The 18,384-nt window shown below is 63.9% G+C and carries 17 protein-coding genes; 6 read left to right on the top strand and 11 right to left on the bottom strand.

The window, feature by feature from the left end; all coding sequences use genetic code 11:
* The first annotated feature begins 10 nt into the window (after positions 1 to 10).
* From QTJ18_RS25270 to QTJ18_RS25260, 3 genes are all read left to right on the top strand, one after another.
* Positions 11 to 748: a 16S rRNA (uracil(1498)-N(3))-methyltransferase gene (locus QTJ18_RS25270; protein ID WP_252753909.1), complete on the top strand. Its 738-nt coding sequence runs from the start codon at positions 11 to 13 to the stop codon at positions 746 to 748.
* A 141-nt stretch (positions 749 to 889) separates the two neighbouring features.
* Positions 890 to 2,263, top strand: a complete 1,374-nt coding sequence (locus tag QTJ18_RS25265; RefSeq protein WP_252753908.1) for a glutamate--cysteine ligase — start codon at positions 890 to 892, stop codon at positions 2,261 to 2,263.
* 97 nt (positions 2,264 to 2,360) lie between these two features.
* Complete coding sequence (locus QTJ18_RS25260; RefSeq protein WP_252753958.1) at positions 2,361 to 3,401, top strand: DUF937 domain-containing protein; 1,041 nt, start codon at positions 2,361 to 2,363, stop codon at positions 3,399 to 3,401.
* Between the two features lie 204 nt (positions 3,402 to 3,605).
* On the opposite strand, the gene QTJ18_RS25255 is transcribed toward QTJ18_RS25260, so the two are convergent.
* Complete coding sequence (locus tag QTJ18_RS25255; RefSeq protein WP_252753907.1) at positions 3,606 to 3,959, bottom strand: DUF1127 domain-containing protein; 354 nt, start codon at positions 3,957 to 3,959, stop codon at positions 3,606 to 3,608.
* Positions 3,960 to 4,139: 180 nt separating this feature from the next.
* Here QTJ18_RS25255 and QTJ18_RS25250 point away from each other — a divergent pair, with 180 nt between their 5' ends.
* Positions 4,140 to 5,093 carry a LysR substrate-binding domain-containing protein gene (locus tag QTJ18_RS25250; protein WP_252753906.1) on the top strand — a complete coding sequence of 318 codons (954 nt, stop codon included), beginning with the start codon at positions 4,140 to 4,142 and terminating at the stop codon, positions 5,091 to 5,093.
* Between the two features lie 40 nt (positions 5,094 to 5,133).
* On the opposite strand, the gene QTJ18_RS25245 is transcribed toward QTJ18_RS25250, so the two are convergent.
* The 7 genes from QTJ18_RS25245 to QTJ18_RS25215 form a co-directional block, all read right to left on the bottom strand.
* A complete protein-coding gene (locus QTJ18_RS25245) occupies positions 5,134 to 5,916 on the bottom strand; it encodes a 3-hydroxybutyrate dehydrogenase (protein WP_252753905.1) in 783 nt (260 codons plus the stop codon).
* Positions 5,917 to 5,933: 17 nt separating this feature from the next.
* Positions 5,934 to 7,097 (bottom strand): DUF3734 domain-containing protein, encoded by a 1,164-nt coding sequence (locus QTJ18_RS25240; protein WP_252753904.1) that lies wholly within the window; start codon positions 7,095 to 7,097, stop codon positions 5,934 to 5,936.
* 213 nt (positions 7,098 to 7,310) lie between these two features.
* The gene (gene adhP, locus QTJ18_RS25235) at positions 7,311 to 8,339 is read right to left on the bottom strand and encodes an alcohol dehydrogenase AdhP (RefSeq protein ID WP_252753903.1); all 1,029 of its coding nucleotides are present in this window, start codon (positions 8,337 to 8,339) and stop codon (positions 7,311 to 7,313) included.
* Positions 8,340 to 8,482: 143 nt separating this feature from the next.
* Complete coding sequence (locus QTJ18_RS25230; protein WP_252753902.1) at positions 8,483 to 8,902, bottom strand: MAPEG family protein; 420 nt, start codon at positions 8,900 to 8,902, stop codon at positions 8,483 to 8,485.
* Between the two features lie 67 nt (positions 8,903 to 8,969).
* The gene (locus tag QTJ18_RS25225) at positions 8,970 to 9,350 is read right to left on the bottom strand and encodes a hypothetical protein (protein ID WP_252753901.1); all 381 of its coding nucleotides are present in this window, start codon (positions 9,348 to 9,350) and stop codon (positions 8,970 to 8,972) included.
* A 100-nt stretch (positions 9,351 to 9,450) separates the two neighbouring features.
* Positions 9,451 to 10,956 carry an IMP dehydrogenase gene (guaB, locus tag QTJ18_RS25220; protein WP_252753900.1) on the bottom strand — a complete coding sequence of 502 codons (1,506 nt, stop codon included), beginning with the start codon at positions 10,954 to 10,956 and terminating at the stop codon, positions 9,451 to 9,453.
* A 155-nt stretch (positions 10,957 to 11,111) separates the two neighbouring features.
* Positions 11,112 to 11,939, bottom strand: coding sequence for a helix-turn-helix transcriptional regulator (locus tag QTJ18_RS25215; protein ID WP_252753899.1), 828 nt, complete (start codon positions 11,937 to 11,939; stop codon positions 11,112 to 11,114).
* A 97-nt stretch (positions 11,940 to 12,036) separates the two neighbouring features.
* Between QTJ18_RS25215 and QTJ18_RS25210 the strand changes: the two genes are divergently transcribed.
* Complete coding sequence (locus tag QTJ18_RS25210; protein WP_252753898.1) at positions 12,037 to 12,936, top strand: SDR family oxidoreductase; 900 nt, start codon at positions 12,037 to 12,039, stop codon at positions 12,934 to 12,936.
* 129 nt (positions 12,937 to 13,065) lie between these two features.
* Here the strand turns inward: QTJ18_RS25210 and QTJ18_RS25205 are convergent, their stop codons facing one another.
* Complete coding sequence (locus tag QTJ18_RS25205; protein ID WP_252753897.1) at positions 13,066 to 14,121, bottom strand: MBL fold metallo-hydrolase; 1,056 nt, start codon at positions 14,119 to 14,121, stop codon at positions 13,066 to 13,068.
* Positions 14,122 to 14,329: 208 nt separating this feature from the next.
* Between QTJ18_RS25205 and QTJ18_RS25200 the strand changes: the two genes are divergently transcribed.
* Positions 14,330 to 15,736, top strand: a complete 1,407-nt coding sequence (locus QTJ18_RS25200; protein WP_252753896.1) for a DHA2 family efflux MFS transporter permease subunit — start codon at positions 14,330 to 14,332, stop codon at positions 15,734 to 15,736.
* A gap of 64 nt (positions 15,737 to 15,800) precedes the next feature.
* Here the strand turns inward: QTJ18_RS25200 and QTJ18_RS25195 are convergent, their stop codons facing one another.
* Both QTJ18_RS25195 and QTJ18_RS25190 read right to left on the bottom strand, forming a co-directional pair.
* Positions 15,801 to 16,586: an RlmE family RNA methyltransferase gene (locus QTJ18_RS25195; RefSeq protein ID WP_252753895.1), complete on the bottom strand. Its 786-nt coding sequence runs from the start codon at positions 16,584 to 16,586 to the stop codon at positions 15,801 to 15,803.
* The gene (locus QTJ18_RS25190) at positions 16,583 to 18,253 is read right to left on the bottom strand and encodes a Ppx/GppA phosphatase family protein (protein ID WP_489667240.1); all 1,671 of its coding nucleotides are present in this window, start codon (positions 18,251 to 18,253) and stop codon (positions 16,583 to 16,585) included. Before QTJ18_RS25190 ends, QTJ18_RS25195 begins: the two co-directional genes overlap by 4 nt.
* Positions 18,254 to 18,384: the final 131 nt, after the last annotated feature.

The raw sequence follows: 18,384 nt of genomic DNA, 5'->3' as shown, positions 1-18,384 counted from the left end.
GGAGCCTTTGATGCGCGCCAATTTCCGCATGCAGCGGCTATTCATCGACGCCCCGCTTGGCCGCGGCGCCAGCCTTGAGGCGTCGAGCGAGCATTTCAACTACCTCATCAACGTGCTGCGCATGCAGGAAGGTCAGACGGTGCTCGTCTTCAACGGCCGCGATGGCGAATGGCGCGCCCGCCTGCGCCTGCCGAGCCGCAAGCGGCTGATGCTCGAAATGGAGGAGCAGACGCGCGCGCAAACGCCGAACCCCGATCTTCATTATCTGTTTGCGCCTCTGAAAGTGGGGCGGCTCGACTATATGGTGCAGAAGGCGGTGGAAATGGGGGCGGGCCTGCTGCAGCCGGTGATGACCCAGCATGTGCAGGGCAAGATCACCAGCCTTGAGCGCCTTCAGGCCAATGTCATCGAGGCGGCGGAACAATGCGGCGTGCTGGCCGTGCCGCAGGTCAAGGCGCCGGTAAAGCTGCGCGACCTGCTGGACGCCTGGCCGCCTGGCCGCCGCATCATCTTCTGCGACGAAGGGGCCGAGAGCCAAAATCCGCTGCCCATTCTGCAGGCGATCACCGAACGGGAGCTTGCGCTTCTCGTCGGTCCGGAAGGCGGGTTTTCCGAGGAGGAACGGCAGCTGCTGCACAGTCTTGACCATGTCAGCGCCATTCCGCTGGGGCCGCGCATACTCAGGGCCGACACGGCCGCCGTGGCGGCCCTTGCCGTGGTGCAGGCAAGCCTCGGCGACTGGCGCTGAACCGGCCCCAGCGCGTCTGACGCTGCTTTCAGAGAAATTCACTTGCGCGACAGAATGATCCGGTACAAGCAGCATGTCCCGGCAGCATGTCCCGGATGCTCTGCCGTCCGGACCTGATATTTCAAGGACTAGGTCAACGTCATGGCCCGCGATACCACCGATCACACACCCGTTTCCTCCATTGGCGATCTGACGGCCTATATCGCGACGGGCTGCAAGCCGGCCGAGGATTTCCGCATCGGCACCGAGCACGAGAAATTCGCCTTCTTCCAGGCCGATCACACGCCGGTTCCCTATTTCGGCCCCCGCAGCATTTCGGCGCTTCTCACCGGCATGCAGGAGAAGCTCGGCTGGCAGCCGATCATGGACGGCGACAATATCATCGGCCTGGCAGAGACCGGCGGCATGGGGGCGATCTCCATCGAGCCGGGCGGCCAGTTCGAACTGTCCGGCGCGCCGCTGGAAACGCTGCACGAGACCTGTCGCGAATCGAACCAGCACCTTGCCGTCCTGCGCGATATTGCCGAGCCCATGGGAATCCGCTTTCTCGGCATTGGCGGCAGCCCGAGCTGGACGCTGGCGCAGACGCCGCGCATGCCGAAATCGCGCTACGAGATCATGACCCGCTACATGCCGAAGGTCGGCACCAAGGGGCTGGACATGATGTATCGCACCTGCACGATCCAGGTGAATCTCGACTTTTCCTCGGAAGCCGACATGGCCCGCAAGATGCAGCTTTCGCTGAAGCTGCAGCCGCTGGCAACCGCCCTGTTTGCCTCCTCCCCCTTCACCGAAGGCAAGCCGAACGGCTTGAAGTCCTGGCGCGGCGATATCTGGCGCGACACCGACAATGCCCGCGCCGGACTGCTGCCGGACGCGTTCCAGCCGGGCTTCGGGTTCGAACGCTATGTGGAATGGGCGCTGGACGTGCCGATGTATTTCATCGTCCGCGACGGGCGCTATCACGACTGCACCCATGTGACCTTCCGCCAGTTCATGAACGGTGCCCTGAAGGGCGAGGTGACGGATTACGAGCCGACGCTTGGCGACTGGACCAATCACCTCGGCACGCTGTTTCCCGATGTGCGGCTGAAGCGCTATCTGGAAATGCGCGGTGCCGATGGCGGACCCTGGCGGCGGATCTGCGCCCTTCCCGCCTTCTGGGTGGGTCTGCTCTATGACGAGACGGCCATGGCCGCGGCGGAAGATCTGACGCGCGACTGGACCTATGAGGATGTTCTTTCGCTGCGCAATGAGGTGCCGGCCAAGGCTTTGTCCGCCGAACTCGGCGAGCGCAGCCTGCTCGAGATTTCGCGCGAGGTGATCAAGATCTCCAGTGCCGGGCTGAAGGCGCGGGCGCGGCTGAATGGCGATGGGCAGGATGAATCGATCTTCCTGCAGACGCTGGATGAGATCCTCGCCAAGAAGCGCACGCTGGCCGATGATCTGCTCGCTCTGTACAACGGGCGCTGGAATGGCAGTGTCGAGCCGGTTTTCGACGAATTCCAGTATTGAGCCCCAGTTGCGGCGGCTTTGAACAAAGCGGTTCCGTCGGGCTCTTTTCCAGCTATAGTGGCGGGACAACAAGAGATGCCCGAAGGAGCCGATGCGGATGCTGCCCCTGTTCGACATGATGCTGAAAGCCCAGAATGGTGCTGCCATGGATACCATGGCCAAGCAGTTCAATCTGGCGCAGGAACAGGCCGCGCAGGCCATGGCCGCGCTGATGCCTGCCTTCTCCTCCGGTTTCAAGCGCACGGCGAGCAATCCCTATGACTTCACGAGCCTGATGAGCGGCTTGTTCAGCGGCAGCTATGCGCGGTATTTCGAGGATGTGAGCAAGGCCTTCACCCCGCAGGGCATGGCCGATGGCAATGCCGTTCTGGAGCGCCTGTTCGGCTCGAAGGAGGTTTCCCGGGCGATTGCCGAGCAGGCGGCGCAACTGACCGGCATCGGCCAGGAGGTTCTGAAGACCATGATGCCGGCCATGGCCGACGCCCTGATGGGTGGCCTGTTCAAGCAGATGACGGGGCAGATGGGAGGCCAGATGGGAGGCCAGATGCCGCAGAACGCCTTCACGCCCGAGGGCATGAACCAGATGACGCAGCAATGGCTGCAGGCGATCGGCTTTGCGCCGAAACCCAAGCCGCAGCCGGCCGCCATTCCCTTCGACAATCCGATGTTCCAGGCCATGCGCAGCATGTGGGGCATGGGCAAGCCGGCTCCGGCGCCTGCAGCTGCCGGCAATCCGTTCCTTGACAATGCCTTCATGGACAATCCCTTCACCAAGGCCTTCCAGGACATGATGTCGGGAAGCTTTGCCTCCATGACCGGCGCGGGAAGCGGGGCTGCGAGAACACCGGATGCCGCTCCGCAGGCTGCGTCGACAGGCTCACAGAAGCCCGCACAGCAGGCCGGCAACCAGGCCGGCAATCAGGCCGGGAGACAGGCAAATCCGCAGGAGGCCTCGGAAGCGGCCGAGCAATCCGCCAGACCTTCCTCGGCTGCGACCCCGGATCTTGCAGGTTTCCAGGCCGTGCTGAACACGATGTTCGACAGCGGCATCGAGGTGCAGAAAGCCTACCAGAAGAATATGGAAGCGATTTTCGACGGCTATCGGCGCGGCGCGGCGACCGATACATCCGGATCCTGACCGATCCGGCAAAAGCCCGGATCCTGAAACGAAAAAGCCCCTCCTCTTGAAACGAAAAGGCCCGGCACGGTGCAAACCGGCCGGGCAAAAGCAGGGCTATTGGCGTGACCCTGCGGGGGGAAACTCTGGCAGCTGAGCGGGATGGCGAAGGGTTCCGAGGCTATCGCCACCGATCCCGCTCGAAGCCTGGAACAGCGTCTGGTCTTACGCGCTGCGACCGATCCTCTCCGGATGCCTTGCGAAAGATCCGTTGCGGCGCGGCAGAACCGTGCAGCGCGAGCCGCGCAGGCGTGCCGTCGGCGGCAGGAGCTTGAAGGGATCGTCCATGAGGCCCGAATGGTTCAAGGCACGATCGACATCGCTTCGGGTGAGGCCGATATCCTGAAGCTGGTAGTCATCGAGCTCGTTGAGAACAGTCATCGCGCGGCGATTGCGCCAGGCGCGCAGCACCGATTTCAGGAAGGTCACGGCGGTGATCACGACGCGCGTCTGCGCGCTCCGGCTTTCCGGCGGCAGGACGGGCTGCAAGCGGGTGGTCATCCGGTGGATCGTGCTCATGACAAAGTCCTTTCTGGCGGCACGAGTAAAGGCATCCCTTCCGGCAGGCCGGAAGGGGGACAGCTGGGCGGTGGAAACCCTTTCGGATTCTGCTGACATTTGATGTATGCAAAATCCTGGTTGATCAGTCTAACGAATGTTTTTAATGTTATGCATCAATCAACCTGATGGGTCCCTTCCATGTCAGCGCCACTCGATATCGACCAGTTGCAGACTTTCATTGCCATCGTGGATACAGGCAGCTTCACCAAGGCCGCCGATCGGGTGTTCAAGACCCAGAGCGCGGTTTCCATGCAGATGCGGCGGCTGGAGGAGCGGGTCGGCAAGCAGCTGTTCGCCAAGGATGGCCGCGGCAACCGGCTGACGGCGGAAGGCGAGAAGCTCTTGAACTATGCCCGGCGCATCATCCGGCTGAACAACGAGGCGATCGCGGCCTTCGACGACAACCGCCTGGAGGGTACGCTGAGGATCGGCACGCCGGACGATTATGCCGACCGCTACATGCCGGAAATCATCGGCCGCTTCGCCAAGACGCATCCGAATGTCGAGCTCTATATCGTCTGCGAACCTTCGGTGGACCTGGCGGAGAAAATGGCGCGCGGCGAGCTGGATATTGCACTGGTGACCCACAATCCGCGGGCGCGGCAATCGGATGTCGTCAGAACCGAACCGCTCTGCTGGGTCGCTTCTGCCAACCATCCCTTGCGCGATGATGCGCCGGTGCCGCTCGCAGTGGGCCGGCGCGATTGCAACTGGCGGCAGCTCGCCTGTTCGGCGCTGGATGCCGATGGCCGCGAGTATCAGGTTCTGTTCACCAGCTGGTCATCCACGGTGGTGGCGGCTGCCGTTCTGGCCGGCATGGCCGTTTCGGTTCTGCCGGAATCGGCGCTGCGGCCGGGCATGAAGGTGCTCAGCCAGTCGGACGGTTTCCCGCCGCTGCCGCCGGTGCAGATCGGCCTGATGAAACGGCCGGGCCTGTCGACCTCGCTGATGACGGCGATCACCGATCACATCACCGCCTGTCTCGACAATATTTCGCCGGCCGTCGCTCCCGACGACCTCGATACCGACATGAAGGCCTATGGGCGCTCCGCCCTGCGCATGCGCACGGCGCAACTGATGCCCGGCTGGTAAAGCGACGGGAGAGGAGATCCTCTCCCGGCCATTCCCAGTCTCAGCCCATATGCCAGCCATGGCTGACGGTGATGGACTGGCCGGTCAGGGCATTGGTCTCGAAGGCGGCGAGGAAGAGCGCCACCTCGGCCACGTCGCCCACCGTGGTGAACTCGCCATCCACGGTTTCGCCAAGCATGACCTTCTTGACCACCTCATCTTCGGAAATGCCGAGGGTCGCCGCCTGTTCGGGGATCTGCTTGTCGACGAGCGGCGTGCGGACGAAGCCGGGGCAGATGACATTGGCGCGGATCTTGTGCTCGCCGCCCTCCTTGGCCAGAACCCGGGCCAGGCCCAGCAGCCCATGCTTTGCCGTGACATAGGCCGATTTCAGCGGCGATGCCTCATGCGAGTGGACCGAGCCCATATAGATCACCGCGCCGCCGCCCTGTGCCTTCATGTGCGGCACGCAGGCCTTCGTCGTCAGGAAGGCGCCATCGAGGTGGATGGCCAGCATCTTCTTCCAGTCGGCAAAGGGGAAATCCTCGATGCGGTGGACGATCTGGATGCCGGCATTGGAGACCAGGATATCGACGCGGCCGAACTGCTCGACGGTCTTTGCGACACCGGCATTGACGGCGTCCTCGCTGGTGACGTCCATCTCGACGCCGATCGCCTTGCCCGGCCCCATGGCAGTCAGTTCCTGCGCCTTGGCCGCCGCCGCATCCAGCCTGAGATCAGCGATTACGACATTTGCCCCTTCCTGCACATAGCGCTTGGCAATTTCCGCGCCGATTCCGCTGGCAGATCCGGTGATCAGCGCCACTTTTGCGTCGAGTTTCATAACACAGTCTCCGTTGTTCAGGCCGATTTGCGTGTCGGGCGAGCCTCGACACTGTCAGCCGCTTCATCGCGATCGCGCGCAGTGTCCTGTGCGAGGTCGAAGATCTGAATGCCGTTTCTGGGGCGGCCGCGTCTTGTCCATTTCGGGTGCGTCAGGGTGCGCACCACATCGTCATAACCGGCCCTCCAGTTCTCCTCGATGGTGGCACGGGAAAATTCCGCATCCATGGCATGCGAACTATAGGCGGCGCTGCGGTGAATGAGATGGACGAGCGTGACGTCATATTCCACGCCGACCGAGCGCAGGAAGGCCGCATCCTCGTCATCCTGCAATTCGGGCGGCAGTTTCTGCAAGAGCCGGCGCGCGGCGCGGCGAAAGACCTGCTTGCGGGCAAATTCATCCGTATTCATGCGGGTTCGGCTGGAATAGCGGATTTCCTTGATGCGGGCGTCGACCTCCAGCATATCGCGCGGCATGGCGCCGCGGGCGGAAAACAGATCCACCTGGAAGATGCACAGATCGGATTGGTTGTGATCGGCGGCCAGCACATATTGCAGCGGCGTATTGGAGACGAGGCCGCCGTCCCAATAGAATTCGCCGTCGATCTCGACCGGCGGAAAACCCGGCGGCAGGGCGCCGGAGGCGGCGACATGATGCGCTGTCAGCTGCGTGTGGGACGTATCGAAATAGGCGAAATTGCCGGTGCGCACATTCACGGCGCCGAGGCTGAGGCGGATGGATCCGCGATTGATGCGATCGAAATCGACCAGCCGGTCGAGCGACTTGATCAGGGGATCGGTGTCGTAATGACTGATGCGGAAATCCGGGTTCAGCAACATCTGGTAGGGGGTCGGCAAGCGCGGCGAGAAGAAGCCGGGAATGCCGGTCAAGGCGCCGGTGAGAACCGACCAATCCTTCAGCATGCGGCGCGCCATGTCGTCCGGCGGCTGGAAACCATGATCGAGGCCCGACGACACCATGTCCCAGAAATCACGCAGATTGCGCACCCGCTCATCCGGCGCGCTGCCGGCAATGATGGCGGAGTTGATGGCACCGATGGAAATTCCCGCCAGCCATTCGGGCTCCACGCCATGCTTGTGCAAAGCCTCGAAGGTTCCGGCCTGATAGGCGCCGAGCGCGCCTCCACCCTGAAAGACAATCACATTCCGCGTATCGCGCATCGTCGAGGCTCCGTGCCGGCTCTGGTTTTATCGCACTGCAACATCATCCTGAACATGGTGCATCGCAATGCATTTTTCATCGGCGCCTGGATTAAACTTGTGTCACGAAGCGGACAAAGCAGCGCCGCCCACGGCAGCAGTGCCATGGGCGGCGTCAAGCCGAGTGCGGGGTGCGGCAGCGCCAAGGCTGCCGAGGGTGCTGAAAGCGGGCGGTCAGGCGGCGAGATCGAGAACGATGCGGCCGTCGATCTTGCCCTCTTCCATGCGATGGAAGATGGCGTTGATGTTTTCGATCTTGTCCCAGGAGAAATGCGAGGCCACCTTGCCCTCACCGGCAAACATCAGGCTTTCCTCCAGATCCTGGCGGGTGCCGACGATGGAGCCGCGAACCGTGATGCGTTTCAGCACCGTCTCGAAGACCGGCAGGGAGACGAAGCCGGGCGGCAGGCCGACCAGCGCCATCGTGCCCTTGGAGCGCAGGAAGCCATAGGCCTGTTCCATGGCTTTCGGAGAGACGGCCGTGACCAAGGCGCCATGCGCTCCTCCGGTTGCCTTCTGCACCTGTTCGATCGCATCGGCATCCCGGCCGTTCACCGTGACGTCGGCACCGAGCTTGCGGGCAAGATCGAGCTTTTCATCGAAAATATCTGCTGCGACCACATGCATGCCCATGGCCTTGGCATATTGCACGGCCATGTGGCCGAGACCGCCGATACCGGAAATGACCACCCATTCGCCGGGCCGCACCTCGGTTTCCTTCAGGCCCTTGTAGACGGTGACGCCGGCGCAGAGAACGGGTGCGGCCGGGCCGAATTCCAAATTATCCGGCAGACGGCCGCAGAAATCGGGATCCGCCAGGCCGTATTGCGCAAAAGTACCGTTGACCGAATAGCCGGTGTTCTGCTGCGAGCCGCAAAGGGTCTCCCAGCCGGTCCGGCAGGGATTGCAGCAGCCGCAGGCGGTGTGCAGCCACGGCACCCCGACCCGATCCCCTTCCTTGACGCGCGAGACGCCGGCGCCGAGCTTTGCCACATAGCCGACCCCTTCATGGCCGGGAATGAAAGGCGGATTGGGCTTGACCGGCCAATCGCCATTGGCGGCATGCAGATCCGTATGGCAAACGCCCGTCGCTTCGTATTTGACGAGAATCTGGCCCGGGCCGGGATCCGGGATCGGCATCTCCTCGATCACCAGCGGCTTGCCGAATTCGCGCACCACTGCTGCCTTCATCATCTGCGCCATGATCATCATCCTTTCGAGAGACGGGCCTGCGCTCCTCTGCACAAGCAACCCGGACGGGTCCTGACACCCGATCCTGCCCTCTTCTAGTGGAAGACCGATGGCTTGCCTTTGATCTGCAGCAAATTTCGGCTCACGAATATCGATCAGGTCATCGCCAGCCAGACGGCGAGCCAGGCCCAGAGCAGCGCGAGGCATGCAAAGCCGGCGATGAAGGCGGGGCGGCGATAACGGATGCGATTGCTGGTGACATGGATATAGGCATGCACATAGCGCGACAGGACGAAGGCCCAGGCCAAAAGGACCGTGCCGATATTATCGCCCTGCACCACGTAAAGCGTAATGCAGACCACGTGGAAGAGGATCGGCAGCTCGAACTGGTTCTTCAGATTGTTGTGGACGAAGAGGCTGTCATCGGGCTCCTTCAGGTTCTCGCGAAATTGCGCCACGGTGGCGCGCCCTGCCCTGACCGCCGCCACACGACGCCCCGACAGGATGAAATACAGCAGGAAGACCAACGCCACATGGGCAATCATCGGCCAGATCATGGCTTCGTTGGTGGTCATGGATGCGCTCTCTCCCTGCAGAAATCGACGGCCGCGGGCCAGGCGCCCGCAGCCTCTTATGGCCCGTTTACCTGCGCAGACGCAAGATCTCGGTTCCGGCGCCGTCTTCGCCGGATATGGTCCAGACCCCATCCAGAACGCCGCCGCGCTTCACCTGGTAGATGATGAGCCCGACACTGTCGCCCAGCACATAGCCCGCCGCGAAGGCATCCTCATGCAGCATGCAGATGCCGGTGGAGGTCGTGGTGCCGGTCTTCCATTCGATGGAGCAGGTCGTCTCGCTCATCAGCTGGATCCGCGCCGTTCCCGAATATTGCGATCCGTCGAGATTGGTCCCCGACACATCGTAAAGGCCGGCCTCCACCGTCTGCGCCACGGCATGCGAAAGCGGCGCCGCAGCAAAAGCCAGAGCCAGAGCCAGGGACGCACAAGCAATCAATCGTTTCATGAAAACCCCCGAAGAAACCGGCACGATTGCCGGCGGGGTCAGAATAGCCAAGCGCCGGCGGCTTTCAATCATTCGGCCGCCGGCGGTAGGGGCAGAAGGATCAGCTGCTGGCGCCGGGATAATTGGGGCTTTCGCGTGTGATCGTCACGCCGTGCGGATGGCTTTCGCGCAGGCCGGCGCCGGAGATGCGGACAAAGGTCGCCCGCTCCTGGAATTCCTTGAGATCGCGTCCGCCGACATAGCCCATGGCTGCCTTCAGGCCGCCGGCCAGCTGGTGCAGCACGGCCGAGACCGGGCCCTTGTAGGGCACCTGGCCTTCGATGCCTTCCGGCACCAGCTTCAGCGTGTCGCGCACCTCGGCCTGGAAATAGCGATCGGCCGAGCCGCGTGCCATGGCGCCCACCGAGCCCATGCCGCGATAGGCCTTGAAGGAACGGCCCTGGTAGAGATAGACCTCGCCCGGGCTTTCATCCGTGCCGGCCAGCAGCGAGCCGACCATGACGGCGGAGGCGCCGGCGGCGATCGCCTTGGCCACGTCGCCGGAAAACTTGATGCCGCCATCGGCAATCACCGGGATGCCGTGCTTGTTGGCCTCCTCGACGGCGGCCATCACGGCCGCCAGCTGCGGAACGCCGACGCCGGCCACCACGCGGGTGGTGCAGATCGATCCCGGACCGATGCCGACCTTGATGCAATCCGCCCCGGCATCGATCAGCGCGCGGGTGCCCTCGCCGGTCGCGACATTGCCGGCGATGATGCGGACCGAATTGGTCATCTTCTTCACTTCGGCGACGGCATCGAGAACCTTCTGGCTGTGGCCATGCGCGGTGTCGACGACGATGACATCGACCCCTGCCTCGATCAGGCGTTCGGCACGCTCGCGTCCGTCATCGCCGGTCGAGATGGCGGCGGCGACCCGCAGGCGGCCCTGCACGTCCTTCGAGGCATTCGGGTTGAGCTGCGACTTCTCGATGTCCTTGACGGTGATCAGACCGACGCAATGGCCCTGGCCGTCGACCACCAGAAGCTTTTCGATGCGATGCTGGTGCAGGAGCCGCTTGGCTTCGGCCTGCTCGACGCTTTCCTTGACGGTGATCAGGTTTTCGCGCGTCATCAGCTCATAGATCTTCTGGCCCGGATCGGAGGCGAAGCGCACGTCGCGATTGGTCAGGATGCCGACCAGGCGGCCGGTCTTGTGGCCGCCATTGCCGCCGTTTTCCACCACCGGAATGCCGGAGATGCCATGCGCCTTCATCAGGGACTTGGCTTCCGCCAGCGTGGCATCGGGACCGATGGTCACCGGATTGACGACCATGCCGCTTTCGAACTTCTTCACCTGCCGCACTTCTTCCGCCTGTTCGACGGGCGTGAGATTGCGGTGGATGACGCCCATTCCGCCGGATTGCGCCATGGCGATCGCCAGGCGGCTCTCGGTGACCGTATCCATGGCAGAGGAAATGATCGGCAGGTTGAGCTCGATATCCTGGGCAATGCGGGTGGCGATATTGGTCTGACCCGGCATGACTTCGGAATGACCGGGCTGCAGCAGCACGTCGTCGAAGGTGAGCGCATCTGCGCCGGTTGCGGATTCTACAATGCGAGCCATGCCAATTTCCTTCAGTAAAGGAAGTCCGTCCGGTTGGGAGGCTACCGGATGCGGTCTTCGGGAATGGGAAGTTGGCGAGGGCTGGTAACACGGTTATGACGGGAAGGAAATACAAAAAATCCGTGCACCGCTTTCCGGCCTTCCGCCGGTGCCCGTCAGCCTTTCCTCGCCTTGACCAGCGCGCGAATACGGTCCGCATCCTGCGCCTGTACCGGATTATAGACGACAAGCCCGAGATCCGGACGGCCATCGACGGAGAAGCCGGAATATTCGAGCTCGATCGGACCGAGGATCGCATGGTTCAGCCGCTTGGTGCCCTCGCCGTGCTGCGTGACATCATGCGCGGTCCAGAGGCGGGCGAAATCCGGGCTCTTGGCGCTCAGTTCGGCGACCAGATCGGTGATTTCGGCATTGGCGCCGGCGCGGGCCGCATCGGCCCGGAAGGCGGCGACGACGAAGCGGGCAATGCCGGCGAAATCCTGCTGCGCCGCGCGAACCCTCGGATTGCAGAAGACCAGCCGCAGGATATTGCGCTCCGACGGCGGCAGCGCGGCATAATCGGTCATCACCACACAGGCCGCGGCATTCCAGGCCACCACATCCCAGGTGGCCGTCCGAACGATGGCGGGCGTGGTGTCCATCGCATCCAGAAGCCGCTGCAGCCGGGGCGAGATCCCCTCGACCGGCCGGTAGCGCGCCTCGGGCGGATGGCCGAGCCCCAGCATGAAGAGATGCTGACGCTCCGGCTCCGTCAGCATCAGGCCGGCGGCGATGCGGTTGAGGACATCTGCCGAGGGAGCACCGCCGCGTCCCTGCTCCAGCCAGGTGTACCAGGTGGGGCTGATATTGGCGCGCTGCGCCACCTCTTCCCGCCTCAGCCCTGTGGTCCTGCGGCGGCTGCCGGTGAAGCCGAAGGCCGCCGGATCAAGCCTGAGGCGCCGGTCCCGAAGATAGCCGGCCAATGTATCTTGCGCTTTGGTCATTGCGAGGCTGTTAGATCCTATACCATGATAAAGTCACTACTTTAACAGGATACAGTCTAGGTCCATGACGCTCTCCGAACAAGACAGGAGATATGACATGCGGATCTTTCTGACGGGAGCAACGGGCTTTATCGGCCTCAACGTGGCGCAAGAACTGCTGCGTGCAGGGCACCAGGTGGTGGGCCTTGCACGGTCCCAGACGGGCGCCGAGCGTCTCGCGGCGATCGGCGCCTCGGCCTTTCACGGCGATCTGGACCGGGCCGAGAGCCTCACCGAAGGCGCGCGCGGCTGCGACGGCGTCATTCACACGGCCTTCGACCATGACTTTTCGAATTACGCCGCCAATTGCGAAAAGGATGCGCGCATTATCGAAGCGCTGGGCACGGCCCTTAACGGTTCGCAGCGACCGCTGATCATCACCTCGATCACCGCCTTTGGAACTATGGAGCCCGGCAAGCCCGCCATCGAGGACCATTTCGACAGCCACTATCCAAGCCCGCGCATTCTCTCGGAACGCGCCGGCCGCAGCCTGCTCGATCGCGGCCTCAACATCTCCTTCGTGCGCCTCTCGCAGATCCACGATACCCGCAAGCAGGGGCTTGTCACGGAGCTCATCACGCTTGCCCGCAAGACGGGCGTTTCGGCCATGGTGGGGGATGGTGCATGCCGCTGGTCGGCAGCACCCGTGAAGGATACGGCCCGGCTCTACCGGCTGGCGCTCGAGCGGCAGAGCGCAGGCGGATGCTATCACGCGGTTGCCGAGGACGGCATTCCCCTTCACGCGATCGCGGCAGCCGTGGGCGAGCGTCTGGCGCTTCCGGTGGCCTCGCTGCACGGCAATGCCGCGGCAACGCATTTCGGCTGGCTTTCGCATTTCATGCAGAGCGACATGTATGCGTCTGGTGAGGCGACCCGCCGGCGGCTGGACTGGCATCCGGCCGGACCGGGCCTCCTCGACGATATCCGCGGACTGGAGGAGGAGGAGGCTGCGGCGTGACCGGCCAAAGCCGCAACCGAAGATCCCCATCTTCGCAATCCCGCCGTCGGCGGATCCTGCGGTGACAAGATCCTCCTGTGAACAGGCTCCCGCGACGACGATCGCGGGAGCCTTTCTGCCGTCACAATGTCAGATGTCGAACTGGTAGCTCTTGGGCACGAAGCGGTAGCCGCTATCCTGCTTTTCCACGAAGCCGACCGAGGGGAAGGGCATGTGATAGCCGAGGAAGGCCACCTTGTCGGTCGCCAGCATGTCGAAGACGCGCTTGCGCGTGGCGGCGGCCGCGGCCTTGTCCATGTCGAAGCGTACCTCCCATTCCGGCCTTTGCAGCGACAGGACGTAATGATTGGCCGTATCGGCAGTGAGCACCAGTTGTCGGCCCGCCGATTCCAGCGTGTAGATCATGTGGCCAGGCGTATGGCCGAAAGCATTCATGCCGGTGATGCCGGAGATTATCGAGCCGCCTTCGTCGATGAAGGTCATCTTCTCGGCCAGCGGCTTCACATTGGCCATGACCGCCTTCTGGCCGCCTTCTGCCGGCGTGCCGGCACGCTCGGCGCTGGTCCAGAAATCATATTCGCGCTGTCCCGTCACATAGCGGGCATTGGGAAAGGCAGCTTTGCCGTTCTCCATCAACCCGCCGATATGGTCGCCATGCAGATGGGTCAGCACGACGATCGTGACATCCTCGGGCGCATAGCCCGCAAGCTTCATGCCGTCCTGAAGGCGGCCCATGCCATTGGCGCGGCCTGCGGCGCCAAAGCCGGTATCGAAGAGGACAAGCTCATTGCCCGCTTTGACCAAGGTCGGCGAGAAGGAATTGACGAAATTGTCCGCGGGCAGGAAGTTTTCCTCAAGCAGTTCTCCCACGGCCTCGGCGCTCTGATTGGTGCCGAAGGTCTCGTTCGGCTTGCCGGAAGGGCGCGCGCCGTCGCGCACGACCAGAACCTCGAAATCGCCCAGCTTGAAGCCGTCGACCGGCGGCGGCATTTGCGTCGTCATAGCTTTGTCCATCGTCGCCGTCTGGCCACCTGTTGTCTGGCCACCCGTCTGGGCACCCGTCTGGGCGCCTGCCTGCGTTGCCGTTTGGGCATGTGCCCGGCCCGAGAGGATGGCCGGTGCCGCCAGCACGCCCACCCCCGCGGTTCCCAACAGAAACCGCCGTCCCAACTTCACCTGCGCCATTTGAACCTCCGATGCGCGCGACCGTTCGCGCTTTTCTATAAGAATTGGCCCCTATGCCATTCGGTCCCGGCTTGAGATATGCCGCGCTCGGCGTTGGAGAACGCCTCTCACGCAGTCGTGATTCGCCGTCTGCCCGTTCTGATTGTTGTGGCGGTCCCGGCGCGTTGAGCGTAGGGAGAAGCCACCTGACCTCGTGATGATCCTGCCCATGAATCGCATCGTCCCGCTTATCCTCGCTGTCGCGCTCTTCATGGAGCAGATGGATTCCACGGTGATTTCCACGGCACTGCCGGCGATCGCCACCGATCTGGGCGTCGGCCCCATCACGCTGAAGCTGGCGCTGACATCCTATATGGTGGCGCTGGCCGTGTTCATTCCGATCAGCGGCTGGATGGCCGACAAATTCGGCGCAAAGACGATCTTCCGGCTGGCGATCATCGTCTTCATGGTCGGGTCGCTCTGTTGCGCGGTCTCCGGCTCGGTCGTGGAATTCGTCGTCTCGCGCTTCCTGCAGGGCATGGGTGGAGCAATGATGACGCCGGTGGGCCGGCTGGTTCTGCTGCGCACGACAGAGAAGAAGGACCTGGTCTCGGCCATGGCGCTCTTGACCATTCCGGCGCTTGTCGGACCCTTGACCGGTCCGCCGGTCGGCGGCTTCATCACCACCTATTTCACCTGGCACTGGATCTTTCTCATCAACCTGCCGGTCGGCGTGATCGGCATCTGGCTTGCCAGCATCCACCTGCCCGAGATCGAGAAGCGGGTGACGCCGCCCCTGGACGTGACGGGCTTCCTGCTGATCTCGCTTGCAGCATCCGGCACCGTTTTCGGCCTGTCCGTCGTCAGCCTGCCGGCGCTTCCACCTGCGGTCGGCGTGGTCACCACGGCCATTGGCCTTGTCTGCGGCGCGCTTTATCTGCGCCACCAGAGGCGCCATCCTGCACCGATCCTCAGGCTTTCCCTGTTTGCCAACCAGGCCTTCCGCGCCGCGATCACCAGCGGCACCCTGTTCCGCATCGCCACGGGCGCCGTTCCCTTTCTGATGCCGCTGATGCTGCAGCTTGCCTTCGGCATGACGCCGTTCCAATCCGGACTCACCACCTTTGCCGGAGCGCTCGGCGCATTGACGGTGAAATTCGTGGCCAAGCGGCTGTTTGCGGCCACCGGCTTCCGCACCACGCTGATCGGCGCCAGCATTGCCGGCGCGGCGACCACGGCCGTCAACGGCTTGTTTACCGAAGCCACGCCGCAGGCGCTGATCATCCTGTTCCTGTTTGCCTCCGGCCTGGCGCGCTCGATGTTCTTCACCGGCACCAATGCGCTGAGCTATTCGGAGATCGGCGATGACGAGGCCAGCCAGGCAACCTCGATCAGTTCGGTGATGCAGCAGGTGAGCCTGGCACTGGGCGTGGCCTTTGCCGCCTTCGTGCTGGAGGCATCATCCTATCTGTCCGGCTCGCACCTGCAGCTGCAGGATTTCCACCTGGCCTTCTATCTTGTCTCGGCCATTTCGCTGGCCGCCCTATTGCCCTTGCTGAAGCTGCCGGCGGATGCCGGGGCCGGCGTCTCCGGCCATCGGCGCCCTACCGCGACGGCGGAGGCACCCGGGGAATGAGCCCCCGAGCCGAAGCAGCGCGGATGAGGTGAAGGCATTGACGCCCCGACCGGGACAGGGCGCGTTACGCCCGGTCCGCTGAGAGTTCCTCATCGGCTGCGAGGTCCCGATCCGCCGCCAAATCCTCATCGGCTGCGGCATCTTCGTCCGCCGCCAGTTCCGGCCGGGCCGCGCGGCGTCCCTTGAAGCCCTTGGCGAGCAGGAACATTTCCACCGATTCCGAGCGGGACGAGGCAGGCTTGATATGCAGGACCTGGCGGAAATTCTGCTTGAGCAGGGTCAGAAGCTCACGTTCCGTGCCGCCTTGGAAGGTCTTGGCCAGGAAGTGTCCGCCTTCTCCCAGAACCTCGATGGCGAAATGCGCCGCCACCTCGCACAGATGCATGGTGCGCAGGTGATCGGTCTTCTGATGGCCGGTGGTCGGCGCTGCCATGTCGGACATTACGAGATCCGGCGTGCCGCCGACCGCCTCAAGCAGGAGGTCCGGCGCGGTGGGATCGAGAAAATCGAGCTGCAGGATCTTCACGCCCGGGATCGGCACGACCTCCAGGAAATCGATCGCCGCGACACGGATATCGTCTTCCGTGGAGCCAGTGACCTTTGCGGCGATCTGCGACCAGCTGCCCGGCGCCGCGCCCAGATCGATGATGCGCCTTGCCCCCTTCAGGACCTGGTGCTTCTCGTCGATCTCCAGAAGCTTGAAGGCGGCGCGGGCGCGGTAGCCTTCCAGCTTGGCGCGCTGCACATAGGGATCATTGATATGGCGTTCGAGCCAGCGTCTTGAGGAGGCCTTCAGCTTGCCCTTCTTGACCTTCTGGCCGAGCTTGCGGCCGATCGGCGTTTTCGTCATCGGCTTTTCTCCGCGAGATCCTGTTGAAGCCCGGCCGTTTCCCCCGGGGCCGTGCCGGTCTGGCTGGCGCTCTCCATGGAGCGGCGGCGCAGCCTGCGCCAGACGCCGTCATCGGCCATCATATCGGTGAGCAGCCCCTCCCGCAGGCCCCGATCGGCCACCCGCATGCGCCGGCTCGGCCAGCGCCTTCGGATCGCTTCCAGAATGGCGCAGCCGGCAAGGACCAGATCCGCCCGATCCGGGCCGATGCAGGGATTGGCGGCCCGGCCATCGAAATCCCAGGACAGGAGCCTTGCCTGCATGGCGGAGACTTCGTGATCCGACAGCCAGAGACCATCCACCTTGCGCCGGTCATAGCGCTGCAGATCCAGATGCACGCCGGCAAGCGTCGTGACGGTTCCCGACGTGCCGATCAGGTGGAAATCATCCTCCCGCCCGACAAGCGGCGGGCACTGGAAACCCTCCAGCATGGATTCCACTTCCGCCACCATGGCGGCGAAGACATCCGGCGTCACATTGCGGCCGCCATGCCGTTCCGACAGAGTGACCACGCCGACCGGCAGCGATGTCCAATGGGTGATGTGATTGGCCAGGCGGCTGGAGCGGTTGTCCTTGATGCGGATCACCGCGATCTCCGAGGATCCGCCGCCGATATCGAAGAGCACCACCGAGCGCGCCTCCCGGCCGACCAGCGACGAGCAGCCGGAGACGGCCAGCCGTGCCTCGGTCTCGCGATCGATGATTTCCAGGGCAAGTCCCGTCTCCTCGGTGACCCGCTGCAGGAATTCCTCACCGTTTTCGGCGGCGCGGCAGGCTTCCGTTGCGATCAGCCGCATCCGGCGGATCTGCCGGGTTGCCAGCTTGGCGGCGCAGATGCGCAGGGCTTCCACGGCGCGATCCATGGCATCGTCCGAGAGGCGTCCCGTCCTGGCGAGACCTTCGCCGAGCCGCACGATGCGCGAAAAGGCATCCACGACGCGGAACTGGCCGGGCCGCGTCGGCTGAGCGATCAAAAGCCGGCAATTATTCGTGCCGAGATCGAGGGCGGCATAGAGATCCTCCGCGCCGCTGCGACGGCGGGCCGGATCGCCGGCCTCCATCTCGTCGCGCCCGCGTGCCCGATGATCCCTGTGATCCCTATTGTCGCGATGCTCCCTGTGATCCCGCGCCTCATGCGAGGCACGCGGGCCATGCGGGCGATCATGTGGAAGGGCACCGGGATGCGACTTGGTCTGCGCATGCCTTGAATGGGCCTCCCGCGCGCCGGACGCCCGTGCCCCGCCCGCAGCGGCGGAGTGCGAATGGCCGTGGGGATGAGCCTGGCCCTGAGCCGGCGCATGCCCAGGACCGTGGCCGGCATTCTGACCTGAACCGTGGCCGGGATTATGCCCTTGGCGGAAGGCAGGGCCGCGCTCTGCGGCGGATCTCTCTCCCGGCGCCTTTGGCTGCGGCACGAGCGGCCGCCCCTGGGGGCCTCGCGCTTCGCCTTTCTTACGGCCGCGACCGCGACGGCGGCCATTGCGGGCCCGCCCATCGGTGTCTTCCGGCCGGGCAGGACCATGGGCCTTGAGCGCCTGATGATCTGAAACGTGGGGATCTGAAGCCTGCGCATGCGCCGGATGGGCGCGGGCGGGATCGCTTCCCCGCGCAGCGCCGTGGTGCGACACAATGTGAGGCGGATCGGCCTGGGCGGGCTCCCCGTGAGCGGCGGTCTCCCTGTGAGGATGGCCGTGCCGCTGGCCATCGGCACGCTGGCTATCCGCACGCTGGTGATCTGGACGCGGGCGGTCCGAGCGGT

It is taken from the genome of Rhizobium sp. SSA_523, from assembly GCF_030435705.1.
GTDB lineage: Bacteria > Pseudomonadota > Alphaproteobacteria > Rhizobiales > Rhizobiaceae > Neorhizobium.
The sequence above is the reverse complement of the archived record's forward strand: the minus strand, read 5'-3'. Positions and strand labels throughout refer to the sequence as shown.